General features: G+C 50.6%; 13 protein-coding genes. 9 read left to right on the plus strand and 4 right to left on the minus strand.

What is annotated here, in order from left to right:
• Window positions 1-405: 405 nt before the first annotated feature.
• Together DW819_RS14405 and DW819_RS14410 are read right to left on the minus strand one after the other, a co-directional pair.
• Window positions 406-1770: an MATE family efflux transporter gene (locus DW819_RS14405; RefSeq protein WP_118733826.1), complete on the minus strand. Its 1365-nt coding sequence runs from the start codon at window positions 1768-1770 to the stop codon at window positions 406-408.
• Between the two features lie 161 nt (window positions 1771-1931).
• On the minus strand, window positions 1932-2273 hold the full coding sequence (locus DW819_RS14410) for a VOC family protein (protein WP_118733827.1): 342 nt from the start codon (window positions 2271-2273) through the stop codon (window positions 1932-1934).
• 195 nt (window positions 2274-2468) lie between these two features.
• Between DW819_RS14410 and DW819_RS14415 the strand changes: the two genes are divergently transcribed.
• From DW819_RS14415 to DW819_RS14425, 3 genes are all read left to right on the plus strand, one after another.
• Window positions 2469-3971 carry a hypothetical protein gene (locus tag DW819_RS14415; protein WP_118733828.1) on the plus strand — a complete coding sequence of 501 codons (1503 nt, stop codon included), beginning with the start codon at window positions 2469-2471 and terminating at the stop codon, window positions 3969-3971.
• 2 nt (window positions 3972-3973) lie between these two features.
• Window positions 3974-4975 carry a U32 family peptidase gene (locus tag DW819_RS14420; RefSeq protein WP_118733829.1) on the plus strand — a complete coding sequence of 334 codons (1002 nt, stop codon included), beginning with the start codon at window positions 3974-3976 and terminating at the stop codon, window positions 4973-4975.
• A 146-nt stretch (window positions 4976-5121) separates the two neighbouring features.
• Window positions 5122-6234, plus strand: a complete 1113-nt coding sequence (locus DW819_RS14425; protein WP_118733830.1) for a hypothetical protein — start codon at window positions 5122-5124, stop codon at window positions 6232-6234.
• Window positions 6235-6273: 39 nt separating this feature from the next.
• On the opposite strand, the gene DW819_RS14430 is transcribed toward DW819_RS14425, so the two are convergent.
• Window positions 6274-7326 (minus strand): acyltransferase family protein, encoded by a 1053-nt coding sequence (locus DW819_RS14430; RefSeq protein ID WP_118733831.1) that lies wholly within the window; start codon window positions 7324-7326, stop codon window positions 6274-6276.
• 18 nt (window positions 7327-7344) lie between these two features.
• Window positions 7345-8376: a LacI family DNA-binding transcriptional regulator gene (locus DW819_RS14435; RefSeq protein WP_118733832.1), complete on the minus strand. Its 1032-nt coding sequence runs from the start codon at window positions 8374-8376 to the stop codon at window positions 7345-7347.
• Between the two features lie 344 nt (window positions 8377-8720).
• Between DW819_RS14435 and DW819_RS14440 the strand changes: the two genes are divergently transcribed.
• The 6 genes from DW819_RS14440 to DW819_RS14465 all read left to right on the plus strand — a co-directional run bounded on the left by DW819_RS14440 (window position 8721) and on the right by DW819_RS14465 (window position 18053).
• Window positions 8721-10898 (plus strand): PTS transporter subunit IIBC, encoded by a 2178-nt coding sequence (locus DW819_RS14440; RefSeq protein WP_118733833.1) that lies wholly within the window; start codon window positions 8721-8723, stop codon window positions 10896-10898.
• A gap of 58 nt (window positions 10899-10956) precedes the next feature.
• Window positions 10957-11805: an endonuclease/exonuclease/phosphatase family protein gene (locus tag DW819_RS14445; protein WP_118733834.1), complete on the plus strand. Its 849-nt coding sequence runs from the start codon at window positions 10957-10959 to the stop codon at window positions 11803-11805.
• Window positions 11806-11820: 15 nt separating this feature from the next.
• Entirely contained in the window at window positions 11821-13323 is a 1503-nt protein-coding gene (gene malQ / locus DW819_RS14450) for a 4-alpha-glucanotransferase (protein ID WP_118733835.1), read from the plus strand.
• 172 nt (window positions 13324-13495) lie between these two features.
• Window positions 13496-14353 carry an SseB family protein gene (locus DW819_RS14455; protein ID WP_118733836.1) on the plus strand — a complete coding sequence of 286 codons (858 nt, stop codon included), beginning with the start codon at window positions 13496-13498 and terminating at the stop codon, window positions 14351-14353.
• Between the two features lie 171 nt (window positions 14354-14524).
• Window positions 14525-15928, plus strand: coding sequence for a L,D-transpeptidase family protein (locus DW819_RS14460; protein ID WP_118733851.1), 1404 nt, complete (start codon window positions 14525-14527; stop codon window positions 15926-15928).
• Window positions 15929-16007: 79 nt separating this feature from the next.
• Complete coding sequence (locus tag DW819_RS14465) at window positions 16008-18053, plus strand: L,D-transpeptidase family protein (RefSeq protein WP_182432669.1); 2046 nt, start codon at window positions 16008-16010, stop codon at window positions 18051-18053.
• Window positions 18054-18110: the final 57 nt, after the last annotated feature.

The following is an 18110-nucleotide window of genomic DNA, read 5'->3' on the forward strand; positions in this document are numbered from 1 at the left end:
AAAAAACGGACATATCAAGGTTATAACAAGCGCTCACGCGACCTTGACGTGTCCGTTTTCTCCAGGTATGGGCTAATCAAGCAATCCAAAGAGGCTCTGCCGGCACGTAACTGCCACCTTGGTCAGTATCCTTATGGTTGCACGGTTTTAATTATCGTAACGGAGCCAATAAGGTAGAAGTTCCGGAAACCGCGTACAGAATAAGCAGAAACATTGGAATTTGCTTTGTGAGCGAGCATAGCGTCAGACCGGAGACCCTTGTTTGAGCACGCAGCGCGTGCGAGTTTGGGTCGCAGGTCTGACAATAGGCGGCGCAGTGAACAAAGCGCAAAATTCCAATGTTTCTGCGTTTCTGTACGCGGTTTCCGGAACTTCGGACCTTTTAGTGGTTCCGTCTCAATATTTTTATTGCGTGTCTGCTGTATCTTCCGGCATTGCGCGGAAGAATTTTACTACCATAGGGATTGTGATGGCGGCAGCAACTGCGTCGGCGATGGTCTGGGACATCTGGATGCCAAGAAGGCCTATTGTCTGGCTGAGGATCCACAGAACCGGGATAAAGACCAGTCCGCTGCGGATCATGGAGAGAAACGTAGCTTTTCCGTTCTGTCCGATACTCTGGAACATCATATTTCCACACAGGGAGAAGGGCATACAGAACAGGGCGAAGCACTGGATGCGCAGAGCAGTGACGCCGATACTGATAACGGTCGGGTCATCACGGAACATACGCACGATGGGAGCAGAGAATACGATACCGATCAGTGCTGAAATGCTCATGACGATCAGGCTGCTCTGGATGCTGAACCAGAAGGCCTCCCGCACGCGGCTGTATTTTTTTGCACCGTAGTTGAATGCGCTGACCGGCTGGAAGCCCTGTCCGATACCGAGTGCAATGCAGAACAGGAACATGATGATGCGGGTTACAATGCTCATGGCCGCGATGGCTGCATCGCCATACGGAGCGGAGCACAGGTTTAAGATCATCACAGAAATGCTGTTAAGTCCCTGACGCATGAGGCTCGGAAAACCGGTGGCAATGATATTTTTGATATCGTCAAAGCTGCGGGTCACATAGCGGATGTGGATGCGGCTTTGCACTTTCCTTCTGAGAAACGGACTGATGAGGATGGCCATGCTGATATACTGGGAGACGGCGGTGGAGATACCTGCGCCCCGCACGCCCAGATCCAGCCCGAAGATCAGAAGCATATCCCCGAATATATTGAGGATGCCGCCGGAAGCAAGTCCCAGCATGGCAAAGAATGCCTTGCCTTCATAGCGGAGAATGTTATTCATCACGCAGCTGGAGGCCATGGCGGGAGCCGCGATAAGAATCCACGTGCTGTATTCGATGGCATAGGGCAGAATGGAGTCCGTACTGCCTAAAAGCCGCATGAAGGGGGCATGGAATAAAAAACCAAGCACACCGATGGCAGATCCGGCCAGCAGTGACAGAAAAAAGCTGGTAGACGCAAACACGCGGGCACTTTCCACATCATGAGCGCCAAGCTTCCGGCTGATATTGCTTCCTGCGCCATGTCCGAACATGAATCCGAAGGCGTTGATGATGGCCATCAGTGCAAATACCACGCCGGTCGCGCCGCTGACGCTGGTTCCAAGCTGGCTGACAAAAAAGGTGTCTGCCATGTTGTAGATGCTGGTCACCAGCATGCTGACGGTGGTGGGAAGCCCCAGCCGCAGAACCAGCTGGTGAACCGGTGTTTTTGTCATTTTGTCATATTGTTCCTGTGCACTGTCCCGCTGCATATGTGTTCCCCCTGTTTGATTCAATGCGGAAATTCTCCGCAATTTCTCTTTTTCTTACCTTGATGATACCATTTCACAAAAATCGAGTCAAACATATCGTATACGATATTCAGTTGTTTTCATAAAAACAGCGGTTCCCAGGCCCTGTTTCATACCCGTCCTTAATCATTCAGTTTCCAGTTTTCCAGTAGCTTTAGTTCAATTCTGGTTCCGTTCGGAAGGGAAAACCAGTGATCGTTGATTGGCGTAGCTGGGTATGCTTTGATCTTTTCCATAGTTTCTTCCACAGAGTCTACCGCAATGGAAATATGGTCGTAGCCGTTCTGCCCGTCTGTGTTGATAGTTTCCGCTTCGCAGAGCTGGATTCCTTCTTTGTACCAGCATTTGCGGGCTGGCTTCTCACCAATTTCTCTCCACATATGCATCTCAAATACATCTTCAAAAAATTTCTGGGCGTCCTCGTAGGCGGTGGTGCGGACAGCCGCGTGATCAATTTTTGCCATAACTCAGATCCTCCTGTTGTTTTTTTTACAATACGGTATTTTCATCAAAAAAGCAAATAGAAATTAGCATATAAATCTCATTCAGATTTTGTTATAATGGAACGAGTGCAAGAGAGCCAGAAGCATACTTCTGGCGAACGACGGGGAAACCGGGTGACAACGCTACGAGAAATTTGGGCCGGAGGCATTTGGAAAATGGAAAGAAATATAACCTGGGATTGGATAAACAGTGCGGTGGAGATGATTCCCTTCGGCCTTCTGGCAGGTTTTTACGGTGAAAAAGAGGTGCGGATTACAAAGCTGGCAGAGGAAGGCTTCTGTTTTCGCGTGAGTGTTGCATCAGAAATTTTGAAACTGCAGGAAAGTCTGCGGCTTTGTTTTTATAATATGAAACAGAGCCGGTATCAGGAAATTGCGGTGACGCCGGATGCCTGGAAAGTTGAAACGCAAACGGATTTTTTTTGCAGCTATGCGGTGGCTGTGCAGCAGGAGGATTACCGTCAGGCGGTGCGAATGCTGTTCGGCCAGTATGACCGCTATATCCGCTTAAAACTGGAGGAAGATGACAGCGGCCTGGCCGGGCAGATGACCGGATATCCGGCGAGAGAAGATGAGGTATTTGCGGATTCCTTCCAGGAGCAGATGGGGGAGTGGTTCGGGACCGAAACAAAGAGAGTGCCTGATGAAGCTGGGAACTGTGAGTGTGATGGCCGGATAGAACCAATGGAAACAAGTCTGGAAGAAAGCGGGATGGGGAAAATTGGAGCACGCCCGGAAAAACGGCAGGCAAAACCAGAATTTGCGCTGGAACTGGATCATCCGCGGGCATACACACTGTTTTTACAGAAGAGTACAGAAGAATTTCTGGAAGACTATCAGGAACGTTATCCGGTTTTTCGGGACTGGCTTCAGGGCAGGAATGTGAATCGGTTTTATATTGGGAATGCCTTCTGCCACCTGCTTTTTCCGGAAACAGAACAGCTTTTTGCGTTGCTTGAAAAGGCAGAAAAGGAGTTACTGCAGGTCACTTTTACCTTTTCTTATGTGCGAGAATATCAGCTGGTACAGACGGAGGAACTGTTGAAAAAACTGGGGCAGTGGTGCCGGAAAGAGAACAGAAAACTGGAAATTGAGATCAATGACTGGGCAATGGCAGACATGCTGAAAAGTGATTTTCCGGAGCTGATCCCATGCTATGGAAGATTGTTAAACAAGCGGAAAAAAGATCCGCGTATGGCATATAAAAAGGGCAATGTAAAGCTTTTGCAGGAAAACAATCTCAATGCGAAGTTTTACCTGGAGTATCTGGAGCAGGAATTTGGTATCCGGTGTTTTGAGTGGGAAAGCTGCGGCTATGCGCAGAAATTCCCGGAACCGGCTGCCGGCCGGAGTGTGGAACATCATCTGCATCTGCCGTTTTACCAGACGAATACCTCGCAATACTGCACGTTGTATGCGGGGAGTGTGTTCGGGGACCGGGGCAGGCAGCAGCTTGTGACCGGCTGCGACCGGAGATGTGAATGGCAGACCTATCTGTATCCGCGCCATCTGGATATGGTGGGGCGTTATAATTCTTTGTTTGGAAAGGATCCTGAGATTCTCATGCGCACCGGGATCGCACCATATGATGCAGAAAAGACAAAGGAATTTTGCAGGGAAAATCAAGTAAAAAGGCTGGTGCTACCATGTTGGATGTAAGAATGAAAATTGTAGCGGGTCTTGGCTCTGTGGATGAATATATCCGTTTTTGCAAAGCAGGTGCAGATGAATTTTTTGCAGGGTATGTGCCTTATGAATGGAATAAAAAATATGGGACAGTCCTGCCTTTGAACCGACGGGAGGTTTTTTGCAGCAATGTACAGCTTGGCTCCCTTTCTGAGCTGGAAATCCTGGCAGGAATGATCCGAAAATATGACAAACCTGTGCATCTGACCTTCAATGCATTGTATTATATTCCGGAGCAGTACCCGGAAATCGCAGATATCATCCGCAGATGCATGAGCCTGGGATTTACCAGCTTTATTCTGGCAGATCCGGCATTGATGGAGTATCTGAATGAGCAGAAAATAATCTGTGAGATTCACCTGAGCGGTGAAATCTGTGAGGTGAACAGCCGAATGCTTTCTGTCTTTCGAAAGTATCCGGTTCAGCGCCTGATCTTTCACCGGAAGAATAGTTTTTCTGATATGGAAAGTGTGGTAAAGCATGGAAAGAATCCAGGAGATAAGGCGGGAAAACGCGAGAGGGTGATAACCGAATATGAAGCCTTTGTGATGAATGAGCTCTGTCATTTCAGCGGTGCATTCTGCAATTCCCTGCATTGTGATGAGCTTGGATATCTGTGTCGGGTGCCCTATCGTCTGGGACAGGAGGCGGATTGCCCTGGAAAACAGAAACGGTTTACCGAAGAGATTCCGGAGCGACTGCCCTACGATGAGGAGGGCTACCTCTGCGGTGCCACCGGCTGCGGACTCTGCGCCCTGTATCAGCTTCAGAGGGCAGGGATTACCCATTTAAAATTAGTTGGCCGTGGAAATTATACGGATTTCATGGAGCGCGATATCAGAAATCTGCGAAAAGCCCTGAAAATTCTGAAGCAGTATGATTCAGAAGAAATGTATCAGAAAATAATGAAGCAGACCCTGTTCTCAAAAGGATGCAGCGGAAACTGTTATTACCGGGAGAGCGTGGCTCACAGATAAAATTCTATCTCTTTGGCGTTAGGCACATTGTGAAAGAGATGTCAAGTCTTGAATGAGAATAATCTCTGCTATATAATGAGAATCCAATAAGAATAATATGCAGAAACTGGAAATCAAACTGCAAATCTAATGAACAGGTGAGGAATATGAACAGGAAGAATTTTGAAACAGTATTAGAACAGTACATGGGACGTCTGGCCGGACTTGAGCAGGCAGATGACAGTGATCAGGTCTACAAATGGCGTGCTGTGGGCTGCTTTAAGCGGTTTTGGAATCTGGATGCGGCAGACTTTGCCGGTATGTTTGAAAAAGCCATGCGGGAGGCCGGCAATCTTCTGGATGATGCTGCCATGCAGCCGGTAGCAGGACTTCGGATGCTTCTTGCCCGGGAAGCTGAGGTTGAATATGTGCGTGAGTGCTTCCGTTTTTTATTCAGTGATGACGGCAGTGATCTTCAGAAACGCCAGGACCGTGCAGAGTTCTTTGCAGACAAGATCAATGAACGGGTTCGTTACTACGAGCGCGGAACGAAAAAATATTTACAGACCCGGGATCATGTGATCTATTACCTGAATCTGTGGAAGCCGGAGGAAAACTATATATTTGACGCAGTTTCCGCTGCAGGCTGGGCTGCCTGTGCTGAGTATGACGGTGATTTCAGCAGCAAGAATTTCTCGCTGGCCAGCTATTACCAGATGTGTGATGAGCTTCTCGACGCGATTCGTGAGAATGAGGAGCTGACTGGTCTTTACAGTGGGCTGTTTGAAGAAGAGCTGGATGGTTACGAGGATCAGCTTCATATTCTGGTTTACGATATCATGGACTGCGCAAGCCTGTACCGTTATTATGCAGGTATGGATATCCGTAAGGTCCCATCCCGGGAGCGTACAAAGACAGCAGAAGCCAAGGCTGCTCAGGAGAAGCTGGCCCAGGAGATCGCATTAAAGGAGAAACGCCTGAAAGAATTGCAGGACAAGCCGGTCAGTCTGCCGGATGTTGTGGGAAAGCAGGTACGCCATAAGACTTATGGTGTCGGTGTAGTCCAGTCAAATGATAACGGAACCCTGCTGGTGCATTTTGAAAAAGCGGATAAGAAATTCAAATATCCGTCGGTATTTACCCAGGGCTTTCTGAGCTTTGCAGGTGAGGAGACCCAGACCGGAGAGATGGCAGAATTTGAGGCAGATCAAAAGAAAAAAGCTGCTCTGGAAAAAGAAATCACACAGCTGAAAAAATCACTGAAAAGTATTACGGTATAGAGTATGTGACAGAAAAACAAGGGCAGGTACCTGGAAAAATCAGGTGCCTGCCCTTTTGCGCTTATAGCAGTCCCAGGGCCAGCCGATCAGGCAGATCAGACCGAATGTGGCTGCAGTCAGGGCGAAGGTGGAAAGCCGGGTCGGCATCCATTCCATTGGTTTTAATTCCACGCCGGTGGTGCGAAGAATGAGCTCTACAAAGAAGTACAGGGCAAAGCTTTGAATGGAAAAAAGAAGCATGGAGCGGCGGCCGCAAAACTGCCAGAAACGGGAAAATGCACTGTTTGATATAGCCGGAAGTGAAGCCAGCTTTGCAGTAAGAAGCAGCGCGAAAATACCGGAAAAGGCAGCACCAAAATAGTAAGGCGGTGCGGTGTAACGACAGTCGCATAAGTTTACATATTCGCTGAGCTTCGGGCCGAAAAAGAAGCTTAAGACCACGAAAAACGGGATCAGAAATCCGGTGTATGGCATCATCTTTTCCAGAAGTTTTGTCCGGTTTGTATAGTATCCGGCAATCAGAAATACAGCTGCACAAAGGGCAGAATCCAGTTTCCATGGAAGCCGTTCCATGACCGGGATCAGAGGATCTGCAAGGCGGATGCAGGTTCCGGCCAGCATCAGGGCAGTCAGGGCATAACAGCGGGTGACGATATGTTTCTGATCAAAAATACGCAGCCAGACCAGTGTATAAAGACCAGCGAAAAACAGTGCCGGCAAAAACCACAGCTGGCCGGTGTAGATCTGTTGGGGCTGCCCATAATAGAAAATCCATTTCAGAATGTGCTTCCATCCGTATTCGCTGATAGCCTGATGATAATAGGGCCGGATGGTGCAGACAGCCAACGCAGTCAGGGTGATCGCAAAATAGGGAAGGATGAGTGTCCGCCCTCTCTTTTTTATGTAATCCAGACAGGATGGATATTTTTCCGGACGGAAGGTCATGCCGGAGAGAAAGAAAAAGGCTGGCATGTGGAATGCGTAAATCCACCGGAATATGGTGTGGTGCATGGTCACAACGTGGCCCAGCACCACCAGAAACAGGGCGAAGCCCTTGGCAATATCAATGTCACTTCTTCGATTCATACTCATTGGTAAATTCCCTTATGTTTACTCATGTGATGCAGGACGCGCACAGCTGTCCCGTTCGATCAGCTGGTGCGGTACCAGGATTTTGGTGGCAGGAAGCCCCGGGTTTTCAATATGGCTGATCATCTGTGCGGCGGCTTCCATGCCAAGCTGGCAGGAGTTAATGTCGATGGAAGTCAGTTGGGGCGAGGTGAGCCGCGCAAACAGTGAATTATTAAAAGAGAGAATGGAAAGATCAGCCGGGATTGAAAGTCCGGTCTCCATGCAGATGCGCTCCAGGGTCAGTGCAAGGATATCATCGCTGACAACAATGGCAGTCGGCCGGCTGGCAGACCGGAGCAGCGCATGTACCGGTGTGTCTTCCCCGGCAGTAATGGAGGGGAGCTCTACGCAGTATTCCGGTTTTGGCACAATGCCATGGCGGGTCAGTGCCAGCTGGTAGCCGTTTCGGCGGTCGGCCGAAAAAACGAGACTGTTATCTACGCCAAGGTAGGCGATTTTCCGGTGTCCGAGCTGGTAAAGGTATTCGGTCGCCTCATCTCCTGCCAGCAGATTATCATTATCAATGTAAATGGTCTGGTTGGCGTACTGACAGGCTTTCCCGATCAGAACATAGGGGAGTTTTTCCCGGTGCAGATATTCGATCACGGGATCATTCTGCCTGGAATAGAGCAGAATAAAGCCGTCTGCCTGCCCGATGCGGGACATGGACCGGACAGCATCCAACACTTCATCCTCATCCTGACCGGTTACGATGGTGCTGATATAATGCTGCTGGTTGCAGACCTGGCTGATGCCGCGGATCGCTTCCAGATAAAAGGAGTTTTCATAGACCTCACGGGCAGATACCGGAAGGATAATGCCGATGGTGCGTGTGTTTCGGGAGGCCAGATTGCTGGCCTGGAAATTTGGTTCATAGCCCAGCTCCTTCATGGCATTTCTTACTTTGCGTTTTGTTTCTTCGCTGATGGAAGGACTGTTTTTACAGGTGCGGGAAACCGTAGAGGCAGATACACCAGCCAGTGCGGCTACATCCTTGATTGTCACGGACATGATTCCAGCTTCCTTTCTACTTTTATAAAATATGGAACCGGATGGTTCGTCTGTTTTTTCTTAATTTTACGGGATTGCGGAAAAAAAGTCAATGTCAGTGCGCAAATTCATGCAAAAATTGCATAGAATTTTGCTTGATGATGCATGGACAATACGCACAAAAACGGCGCTGAAAAGTTGTGAAAAGTGGAGAAAGCACGCCAAAAACAAAAAATAGATTGCAATCACTGTGCAAAACAATTATAGTTAATGCAAACGGTTGCATTAGTTGCGCAAACAATCTTGCAAACAGGACAGCACAGAGCGCAGGACCGGTCAGAAAAAAACATGAGGGGGATATTTTAATGAAGTGCAGCAAGATTCTTTCTCCGATGACAGGAGAGGCTGTGGGACTTGGCGAGGTTCCGGATCCGGTATTTTCCCAGAAAATTGTTGGGGATGGCATGGCAGTGATCCCGTCCGAGGGAAAACTGCTCAGTCCGGTGGACGGCGAGATCATTTCCGTGGCGGACACAAAGCATGCGTATGGCCTGCGTACGGCAGAAGGCCTGGAGCTTTTGATCCATGTGGGTCTGGAGACGGTACATTTAAATGGGGAATGCTTTCAGGTTTTTGTAAAGCCAGGTGACAAGGTCAAGGCCGGGGACCTTCTGGCCGAGGTGGATCTGGCTTATTTAAAGGAACGCGGGATCAATCCGATCACACCGGTTCTGGTATGCGGCGGTTTTCAGGGGCAGCAGTTAAACGCTGCAGCAGGTCCGGTTCAGGCCGGTAAAACGGTACTGATGGAGCTGTCAGAGGTCACAGAGGCGACCGCAGACAACACAGAAAAAGCAGCGGTGGGCGCTGATGGGAAACCGGACAAAAAGCCGCATCTGAATTTTAACTTTGATTTTCTTCAGAAGCTTGGCAAGGTGCTGATGACGGTCATTGCGGTCATGCCGGCAGCAGGTCTTATGATCAGCCTTGGAAAGCTGGTTCAGATGGCGGGAGCAGATATGTCTGTGCTGATGACGGTTGGCAGTACGATGGAGAATATCGGCTGGGCCGTGATCAATAATCTTCATATTCTGTTTGCGGTAGCAATTGGCGGTTCCTGGGCCAAGGAACGGGCAGGCGGCGCGTTCGCGGCAATCATCACCTTTATCCTGATCAACCAGATCACCGGTTCCATTTTCGGGGTGACCTCAGCCATGCTCAGTGATCCGGAGGCCGTGACCCACACATTGTTTGGTCAGGAAATTCTGGTAAATGGATATTTTACCTCTGTGCTTGGCGCTCCGGCTCTGAATATGGGTGTGTTTGTGGGAATCATTTCCGGTTTTGCCGGAGGTGTGATCTATAACCGTTATTATAATTTCCGAAAGCTGCCAGATGCCCTGGCATTCTTTAACGGTAAACGGTTTGTGCCGATGGTCTGCATTGCCTGGTCTGTGATCATTTCCCTGATCCTGGCGCTGGTATGGCCGGTTGTACAGTCCGGAATCAATGCCTTTGGTGTGTGGATCGCGAATTCTTCCTCCACATCTCCGATCCTGGCATCATTCATCTACGGAACGCTGGAGCGTCTGCTGCTGCCATTTGGTCTGCATCATATGCTGACCATTCCGATGAACTATACCTCCTTTGGCGGCACCTACACCATTGCTACCGGTGTGAACGCAGGAAGCCAGGTATTTGGCCAGGATCTGCTGTGGCTGGCATGGGCAACAGACCTGATCAACTTTAAGAATGCGGGCGATATGGATGCCTACACGCAGCTTCTTACCACGGTAACACCGGCCCGGTTCAAGGTAGGCCAGATGATCGGAGCTACAGGACTGCTGCTTGGTATCGCTCTGGCCATGTACCGTCGTGTTGATGCCGACAAGCGTCAGAATTACCGTTCCATGTTTGTTTCTACTGTTCTGGCCGTGTCCCTGACCGGTGTAACGGAACCGCTGGAGTTTATGTTTATGTTCTGCGCACTGCCGCTCTACGTGGTTTACGCCGTACTGCAGGGCTGTGCCTTTGCCATGGCCGGTGTGATCCACCTGCGTCTCCATTCCTTTGGAAACCTGGAATTCATCACCCGTATTCCGATGTCTTTAAAAGCAGGTCTGGGTGGCGATCTCATCAACTTTGTGATCTGCGTGGTGGTATTTTTCATAATCGGCTATGTGGTTGCGTATGCCATGATCGGAAAATTCCGTTTTGCAACTCCGGGACGCCTTGGCAATTATACTGATGAGACAGCGCCGGAGGATGGAGCACAGACGACAGACCACAGTGCAGCAGGCAGGAATGGAAACAGCCAGGCAGAACGCATCATCGCGCTGCTTGGGGGAAGAGAGAATATTGTGCTGGTAGATGCCTGCATGACACGCCTTCGCGTTACGGTTAAAGATATTTCCAAAGTGGCAGAGCTTCCGGAGTGGAAGTCAGAAGGGGCGCTGGGACTGATCAAAAAAGATCAGGGAATCCAGGCTGTTTACGGACCGAAGGCTGATGTACTGAAATCCGATATCAACGATATCCTGTAATAAAACAGCTGCAGACGATCCCTGGAAATCCTGTGCGGCAGAAAAAAGGGGACAGAACATGAAACTGATCACATTGAATACACATAGTCTCATTGAGGAACATTACGAGGAAAAACTGCATGCATTTGCAGAGATGGTCCGGAAAGAAAAACCGGATATTCTGGCCCTGCAGGAGGTAAATCAGCTGGCTTGTGAGGAAATCTGGCCGGATGAGGAGCTGCCGGGATTTGTGCGCTGTCGTGGCTTTTTGCTTCCTGTGCGGAGAGGAAATCATGCGGGAAGGCTTGCAGAGCTTTTAAAGGATTCCGGGCTTTCCTATTCCTGGGCCTGGATCTCGGCAAAGCTGGGCTATGACCGTTACGATGAAGGCATGGCTGTCTTCAGCTTATCGCCCATCGCGGATACGGACCAGCTTCAGATCAGCCGTTCCTCTGACTATCATTACTGGAAGACCAGAAAGACGCTTGGCATCTCTACGGAGGCAGATCCGGATATCTGGTTTTACACCGTTCATATGGGATGGTGGGATGATGTAGAAGATCCGTTCACAGGACAGTGGGAACAGCTAAACCGCTGCCTGCTGGAAAAGGGCAGGCTGGAACGCGGGAAAAATGTCTGGCTTCTGGGAGATTTTAACAGCCCGTCCGCGGTGTCCGGTGAGGGATATGACTGCATCAGAAAGACCGGATGGCTGGACAGCTATTTACTGGCAGAAAAGAAGGATGACGGCGCGACCGTGGATCATGTGATCGATGGCTGGAGAGATAAGATGACAGAGGGGGAGAGCTGCCGTCTGGATTATATTTTCAGCCGGAATCCGGTCCGGATCCGTTCCAGCAGAGTGATCTGCAACGGAACGCTGTATCCGGTGGTATCCGATCATTTTGGTGTTATGATAAAACAATAAGGGAGTATTGAACATATGAACAGATCAGCAGGAATTTTACTGCCGCTCAGCAGTCTGCCGTCCAAATACGGCATCGGATGTTTTTCGAAAAGTGCTTATGAATTTGTGGACTGGCTGAAGGAGGCCGGACAGAGCTACTGGCAGATCCTTCCGCTGGGACCAACCAGCTACGGAGATTCTCCGTATCAGTCTTTCTCAACGTTTGCGGGCAATCCCTACTTCATCAGTCTGGAAGCACTGATCGAGGAAGGTGTTCTGACCGAAGAAGAATGCGATGCGGTAGATTTTGGCAGGAAAGACCGGGATATCGACTATGAAAAGCTTTATCTTGGCCGTTATCCGCTGCTTCGGAAAGCCTATGAGCGCAGCTGTATCCACGAAAATCAGGATTACCGGAACTTTGTTGCCGAAAATAACTGGTGGCTTTCGGATTATGCTCTTTTCATGGCAGTCAAGGACCGTTTTGACGGGGCAGCGTGGACCAGGTGGGCGGAGGATATCCGACTGCGCTGGGGCAATGCCATGGATTATTACCGCAGGGAGCTGTACTTCGATATTGAATTCCAGCAGTATCTGCAGTACCAGTTTTACCGCCAGTGGAACCAGCTGAAAACCTATGCCAATGAGCGGGGCATCCAGCTGATCGGAGATATTCCGATCTATGTATCCATGGACAGCGCGGATGCCTGGGCGCATCCGGAGCTGTTTCAGTTAGATAGAGACAATGTGCCCCTTGCGGTAGCCGGCTGTCCGCCGGATGGTTTCTCCGCAGACGGACAGCTCTGGGGAAATCCGCTGTACCGCTGGGACTATCACCGCGAGACCGGATATCAGTGGTGGATCTCAAGACTGGCCCATTGTTTCCGGCTTTACGATGTCGTGCGCATCGATCATTTCCGCGGCTTTGACGAGTATTATTCCATTCCTTACGGTGAAAATTCTGCCGTGAACGGACACTGGGAAAAGGGACCGGGCATTGATTTGTTCCGGAAAGTGGAGCAGGCTCTTGGCTGGAAGCAGGTCATTGCCGAGGATCTTGGGTATGTGACGGATTCGGTGCGCCGTCTGGTGCAGGAAAGCGGTTTTCCGGGCATGAAGGTGCTGGAATTTGCGTTTGATTCCAGGGATTCCGGCTGTGCCAACGACTATCTGCCGCACAACTATACAGAAAATTCCGTAGCCTACACGGGAACTCATGACAATGAGACCCTGGCCGGCTGGTGGAAGAGTATTACTCCGGAAGAACAGAAGATGGTACGGGATTATCTCTGCGACCAGTATACTCCGCAGTCGAAGCTTGGAAAATCCCTGATCGGCCTGATCCTCCGCAGCAGGTCAGCTCTCTGTGTGATCCCGATGCAGGATTATATGGGGCTGGACAACCGGAGCCGGATCAACAAGCCCTCCACGGTGGGAACCAACTGGAAATGGCGTCTGGCAGAGTCTGACCTGACAGAAGGCTTAAAGCAGGAAATCCGCAGCATGACTCTGCGCTATGGCCGGATGAACTGGTCCTGATTCCGTGTGCCGGACAAAAAACAGTGAATGCCGGACGGAAAACATTGGTTGAAAAAGAGGGGAAAAGCCTGTATAATTAGGTGCAGACCGTGAAGCAGCAGGAAAGAGGTTCACGGGAAAAGACAGGCGGATCGCAGAAACGACCATGTGAAACCGCAGACAGGAGCATATCATGAGTGAAGGAAAAGACAGACTGCTGGCGCAGATGAAAGATGCAGAGGGTGCAGTATATGTGCTGATATCTGGATTTACAAAGGAACCGTATGTAGAATGTGATAAAGAAACCTACGATGATAAAGTGTTTGTATATATGGAGGAAGAGGCTGCCAAGGCTAAGGCAGAGGCACTGAAGGAAGAGAAGATTCCGGTTGGAGCAGCAAAGATTCTTTCCGGCCATATGCTGTTGTTCTTTACCAACCTTTATACTATGGGAGTCAATGCACTGGAAATCCATTATGAGGATAAGGTTGATCTGATCCAGATTGATGAATTCGCAAAGCGCAGAGAAGATCCGCAGCTGGAAGAAGGTAAGCAGTGGATCGAAAATCCGCAGCTTCATCTGACAGCCCTGTATTTTGCGCAGGAAGTGCGCAGACCGAAAGAGGTTCAGGATGAGAAGCGCATGGCGCAGCTCCAGGAGGAGATGGCAGCTGATTTTATGAAGAGCAGATTTATCTTTGCGCTTCAGCAGGATGGCAAGGGAACTCCGCTGGTTAAGCTGAATACCGGAGACAAATATCAGCTGGTATTCACTGATGCAGTGGAATTCAGCCGGTTCAACCGTAATAAGGCATTTAAGCCGGTCATTGTAGATGCGGCACAGCTGCCGAAGGTACTGGACAGAGAAGCAAAGGGCGTGGTGCTCAACATTATGGGTGTGAACCTTCCGCTTGCGGTAAACCGTCCGGCTCCGGCTCCGCAGGATCCGGCAGCAAGAGCACAGGCAGCCGCAGACCAGGCTATTGCAGCCGCAGCATCCGCAGCTCTTCAGCGGCAGGCAGCAGAAAAGAAAAACAGCGAAGAAGCATAAGGTTTGCTTTTTTACTAAAAACGTAAGAAAACCGTCAGGCGCATACGCTTGACGGTTTTTCTGACTGTCTCTATAATGGGAGTTACGATTGCTGTGAAAATGGATTTTGCCGGCCTGAATGAGGCTGGCGCAATGGAAGATACGCAGAACGCGTGTCAGGAGGATGAAATTATGAAAAAAAGCTGGAGTCGGAATGTGAAACGTATGGTGCTTGCCGCAGGCTTTGCGCTTGCCCTGTCCTGCACAGCCTATGCAGATGAAACAACCTTTGTGGCCGGAACGTCGGTAAACGGGCTTGGCATCAGCAATATGACGGTAGAGCAGGCCACTCAGCATATTGCAGATTTTTACGCCAGTGATTATAAGCTTACCATAAAGGAAAAAGGCGGAAAAACAGAAGTGATCTCCGGACCGGAGATCGGGTATTCCGTGGGTCTGCCGGAGGGCTGCCTGCAGCAGATCCTGGATCAGCAGAATGCATCCGGACGGATTTCCGGACCGGATGCGGACAATAAGCACCGCGCGGACATGACCGGCAGTTTTGACAGCGCGGCGCTGGATGCAAAGATCGGAAGTCTGAATGCGATTGGCGGAAGCAGTATTGTCACAACGGCAGATGCCTATGTCTCCGGTTATCAGGAAGGCCAGCCCTTTACCATTGTTCCGGAAGTGCGGGGAAATAACGTAGACCGGGAAAAGACCGCGCAGGTTATCCGGGATGCGGCAGCAAGAGGAGAGACTGAGGTGGATCTCGAAGCAGCCGGCTGTTATTATGCGCCGTCTGTGACAAAAGACGATGAAACCTTAAAAAATCTTTGCGATACCATGAACCGGTGCCGCGAGATGACGGTTACATACACCTTTGGCGGGCAGAGCGAGGTACTGGATCCTGCAACCATCTGCTCCTGGATCACAGGAAGCGCAGAAGGGCAGATCCAGCTGAATATGGATCAGGTGAATGCCTATGTACAGACTCTGGCATCGAAGTACGATACGGCCGGAACTGCACGTACCTTTCACACTGCTACTGGACGGGATGTCAGCGTGACAGGCCCGTTTGGCTGGAAGATTGACCAGGCAGGAGAGGCGCAGGCCCTTGCAGATGTAATCCGCGCCGCCCAGTCCCAGAGCCGGGAACCTGTCTATGCTTCCAGGGCAGTGGACCGCAGTGCGGCAGAGTGGGGCAGTACCTATGTGGAGACAGATCTTACTGCGCAGCATGTCTATATGATAAAGGATGGCGCCGTAGTCTGGGATGCGCCTTGTGTGACCGGAAATGTCTCCAAGAATTACACAACGCCGCCGGGACTTTACAGCCTTACCTACAAGCAGCGTGACCGCATCCTGCGCGGTCAGAAGAAGGCAGACGGCAAGTATGAATATGAAACGCCGGTATCGTACTGGATGCCGTTCAATGGCGGAATCGGTTTTCACGATGCAAACTGGCGCAGTAAGTTTGGCGGAGCAATTTATCAGACCAGCGGAAGCCATGGCTGTGTCAATCTGCCGCCGGCCAAGGCAGCAGCTCTTTATGACCTGGTGTACGCAGGAATTCCGGTAATCTGCTATAACTAAGCAGAAACAGCGGCCATCCGGCAGATGAAACGGCCGGATGGCACCAAGTGATATGATAGATAAAAGGAAAAGGAAGGATATGGAAACAGGAAATCAGCGGGAAGGCTATGGCCGCAGCCGCGGAAAGTGGAGCAGAAAGAAGGAGAGAGAAAAACAGAAGGAACAGCAGAGGGAACCTCTGGATCTTTTGAATCCGGAAAAGGAAACTCCGGAAAAACAGGAAGAAAAGAACGCCGGCAGAAAAATTGCCGTAGCAGTCGGGGGAGCAGTCCTGACGGCGGCTGTTGCTGCTGGCGCTGTTTATGTGGGAATGGGACAGAAATACAAGAGGGTATACTTTCCCAATACTACCATAAACGGTCTGGATGTATCCGGCCTGACCCCGGACGAGGTCAAAAAGCAGATCACGGATGAGACCAGCGGTTATACGATGATACTTCAGGAGCGGGGCGGGGAAAACGAAGCCATCCGGGGCAGCGACATTGATCTGCATCCGGAATTTGATGGAACACTGGAGAAAATCCTGGAGAATCAGAGTCCGCTTGCATGGGGCTTTCATATCGGCCGTTATGTGGATTATACCATTGATACCATGGCGGTTTTTGATGATGCAAAGCTTTCGGCAGTGGTTTCCGGGCTGAAGTGTCTGACCCCGGAACGGGCCGCGGCACCACAGAACGCCTACATATCCAACTACATTTCCGGTACAGGATATGAGATTGTTCCGGAGGAGCAGGGGGCAAGCCCGGATCCGCAGCTGCTTTCCGATGCAGTAAAGAATGCGATTTTAAATTTTCAGGAGAATCTTTCTCTGGAGGATGCGCAGGTTTATCAGAAACCGCAGATTACAGCAGAAAGTGAAGCGCTGAACGCAGAGCTTGCGGCCTGGAATAAATATGTGCACACCACAGTCACCTATCGCTTTGGAAATCGGAGTGAGGTGCTGGACGGTGAGAAGATCCACACCTGGCTTGTGAGTGACGGACAGGGGGGCGTTTCGCTGGATGAGTCGAAAATCGGCGAGTATGTGTCCTGGCTGGGCCAGACCTACAATACGGCCTACAAGCCCAAAAGCCTGAAGACAGCCTATGGGCAGACGGTTACCATCAGCAAGAGTGTATACGGATGGAAAATCAACCAGAAGGAAGAAACTGAAGCATTAAAACAACTCCTTCTTTCCTGTGAGAGCCAGGAGCGGGAGCCGGTCTACAGCCAGACAGCAGCTTCGCATGATGGAAATGATTTCGGAAATACCTATGTGGAGATCAATCTGACAGCCCAGCATTTGTTTTTTTATAAGGAAGGAAAGCTTGTGGTAGAGTCAGATTTTGTGTCCGGCAATGAGTCCCGGGGATGGAGTACTCCTGCGGGAGCATATCCGCTGACCTATAAGCAGCGCAACGCTACCTTAAAGGGGCAAAACTACGCGACACCGGTTTCTTACTGGATGCCATTTAACGGCGGCATTGGTATGCATGATGCCTATTGGCGTTCCAGCTTTGGCGGAAAAATTTACAAAACCAATGGTTCTCATGGCTGCATCAATCTGCCGCCGGCAGTGGCAAAAACGGTTTATGAGAATATTTCTGCCGGTATGCCGGTGCTCTGCTATCATCTGCAGGGCTCCGGAAGTGGTATAACCAGCACCACAGCCCAGAATGGCGGCGCGTCAGCAGCTGAGACGAAGCCACAGCCGACTCAGCAGGCACAGACGAATACGGAGAGCGGACAGGGAAGCACGCATGAGACTGCGGCCAGTCATCCAGGCAGCACTTCCAAGCCATCTGCGGCAGCTCAGCCATCTGCGGCAACTCAGCCACATACAGCGGCACAGTCCACTACGGCAGCAGTTCAGCCAACTACAGCAGCTCAGCCGACCACGGCAGCGTCCCAGCCGGCTGCAGCGGCATCCTCCGGCAATGGTTCCGCCCAGGCCTATCCGGGACAGAACAGCTCAACTCCACCGTCTTCTTCCGGCAGTGCATCTTCCCGCGGTCCGGGTTCCGGATCCGGAGGGACCCAGAGTACTCCGGGTGGTCCCGGCAATACACAGGGAAGTCCATCCGGCCCCGGCGTGAGCAGCGCACCCGGAAGCTCCCAGATGCCTGGCCCGGGAGCTTCATAAAATTGCATCACGAGTGGATAAGATTAGTCCTTAACAAAATAAAGCAATTGACAAAGA

Source organism: Clostridium sp. AM33-3, assembly GCF_003480315.1.
GTDB lineage: Bacteria > Bacillota > Clostridia > Lachnospirales > Lachnospiraceae > Brotaphodocola.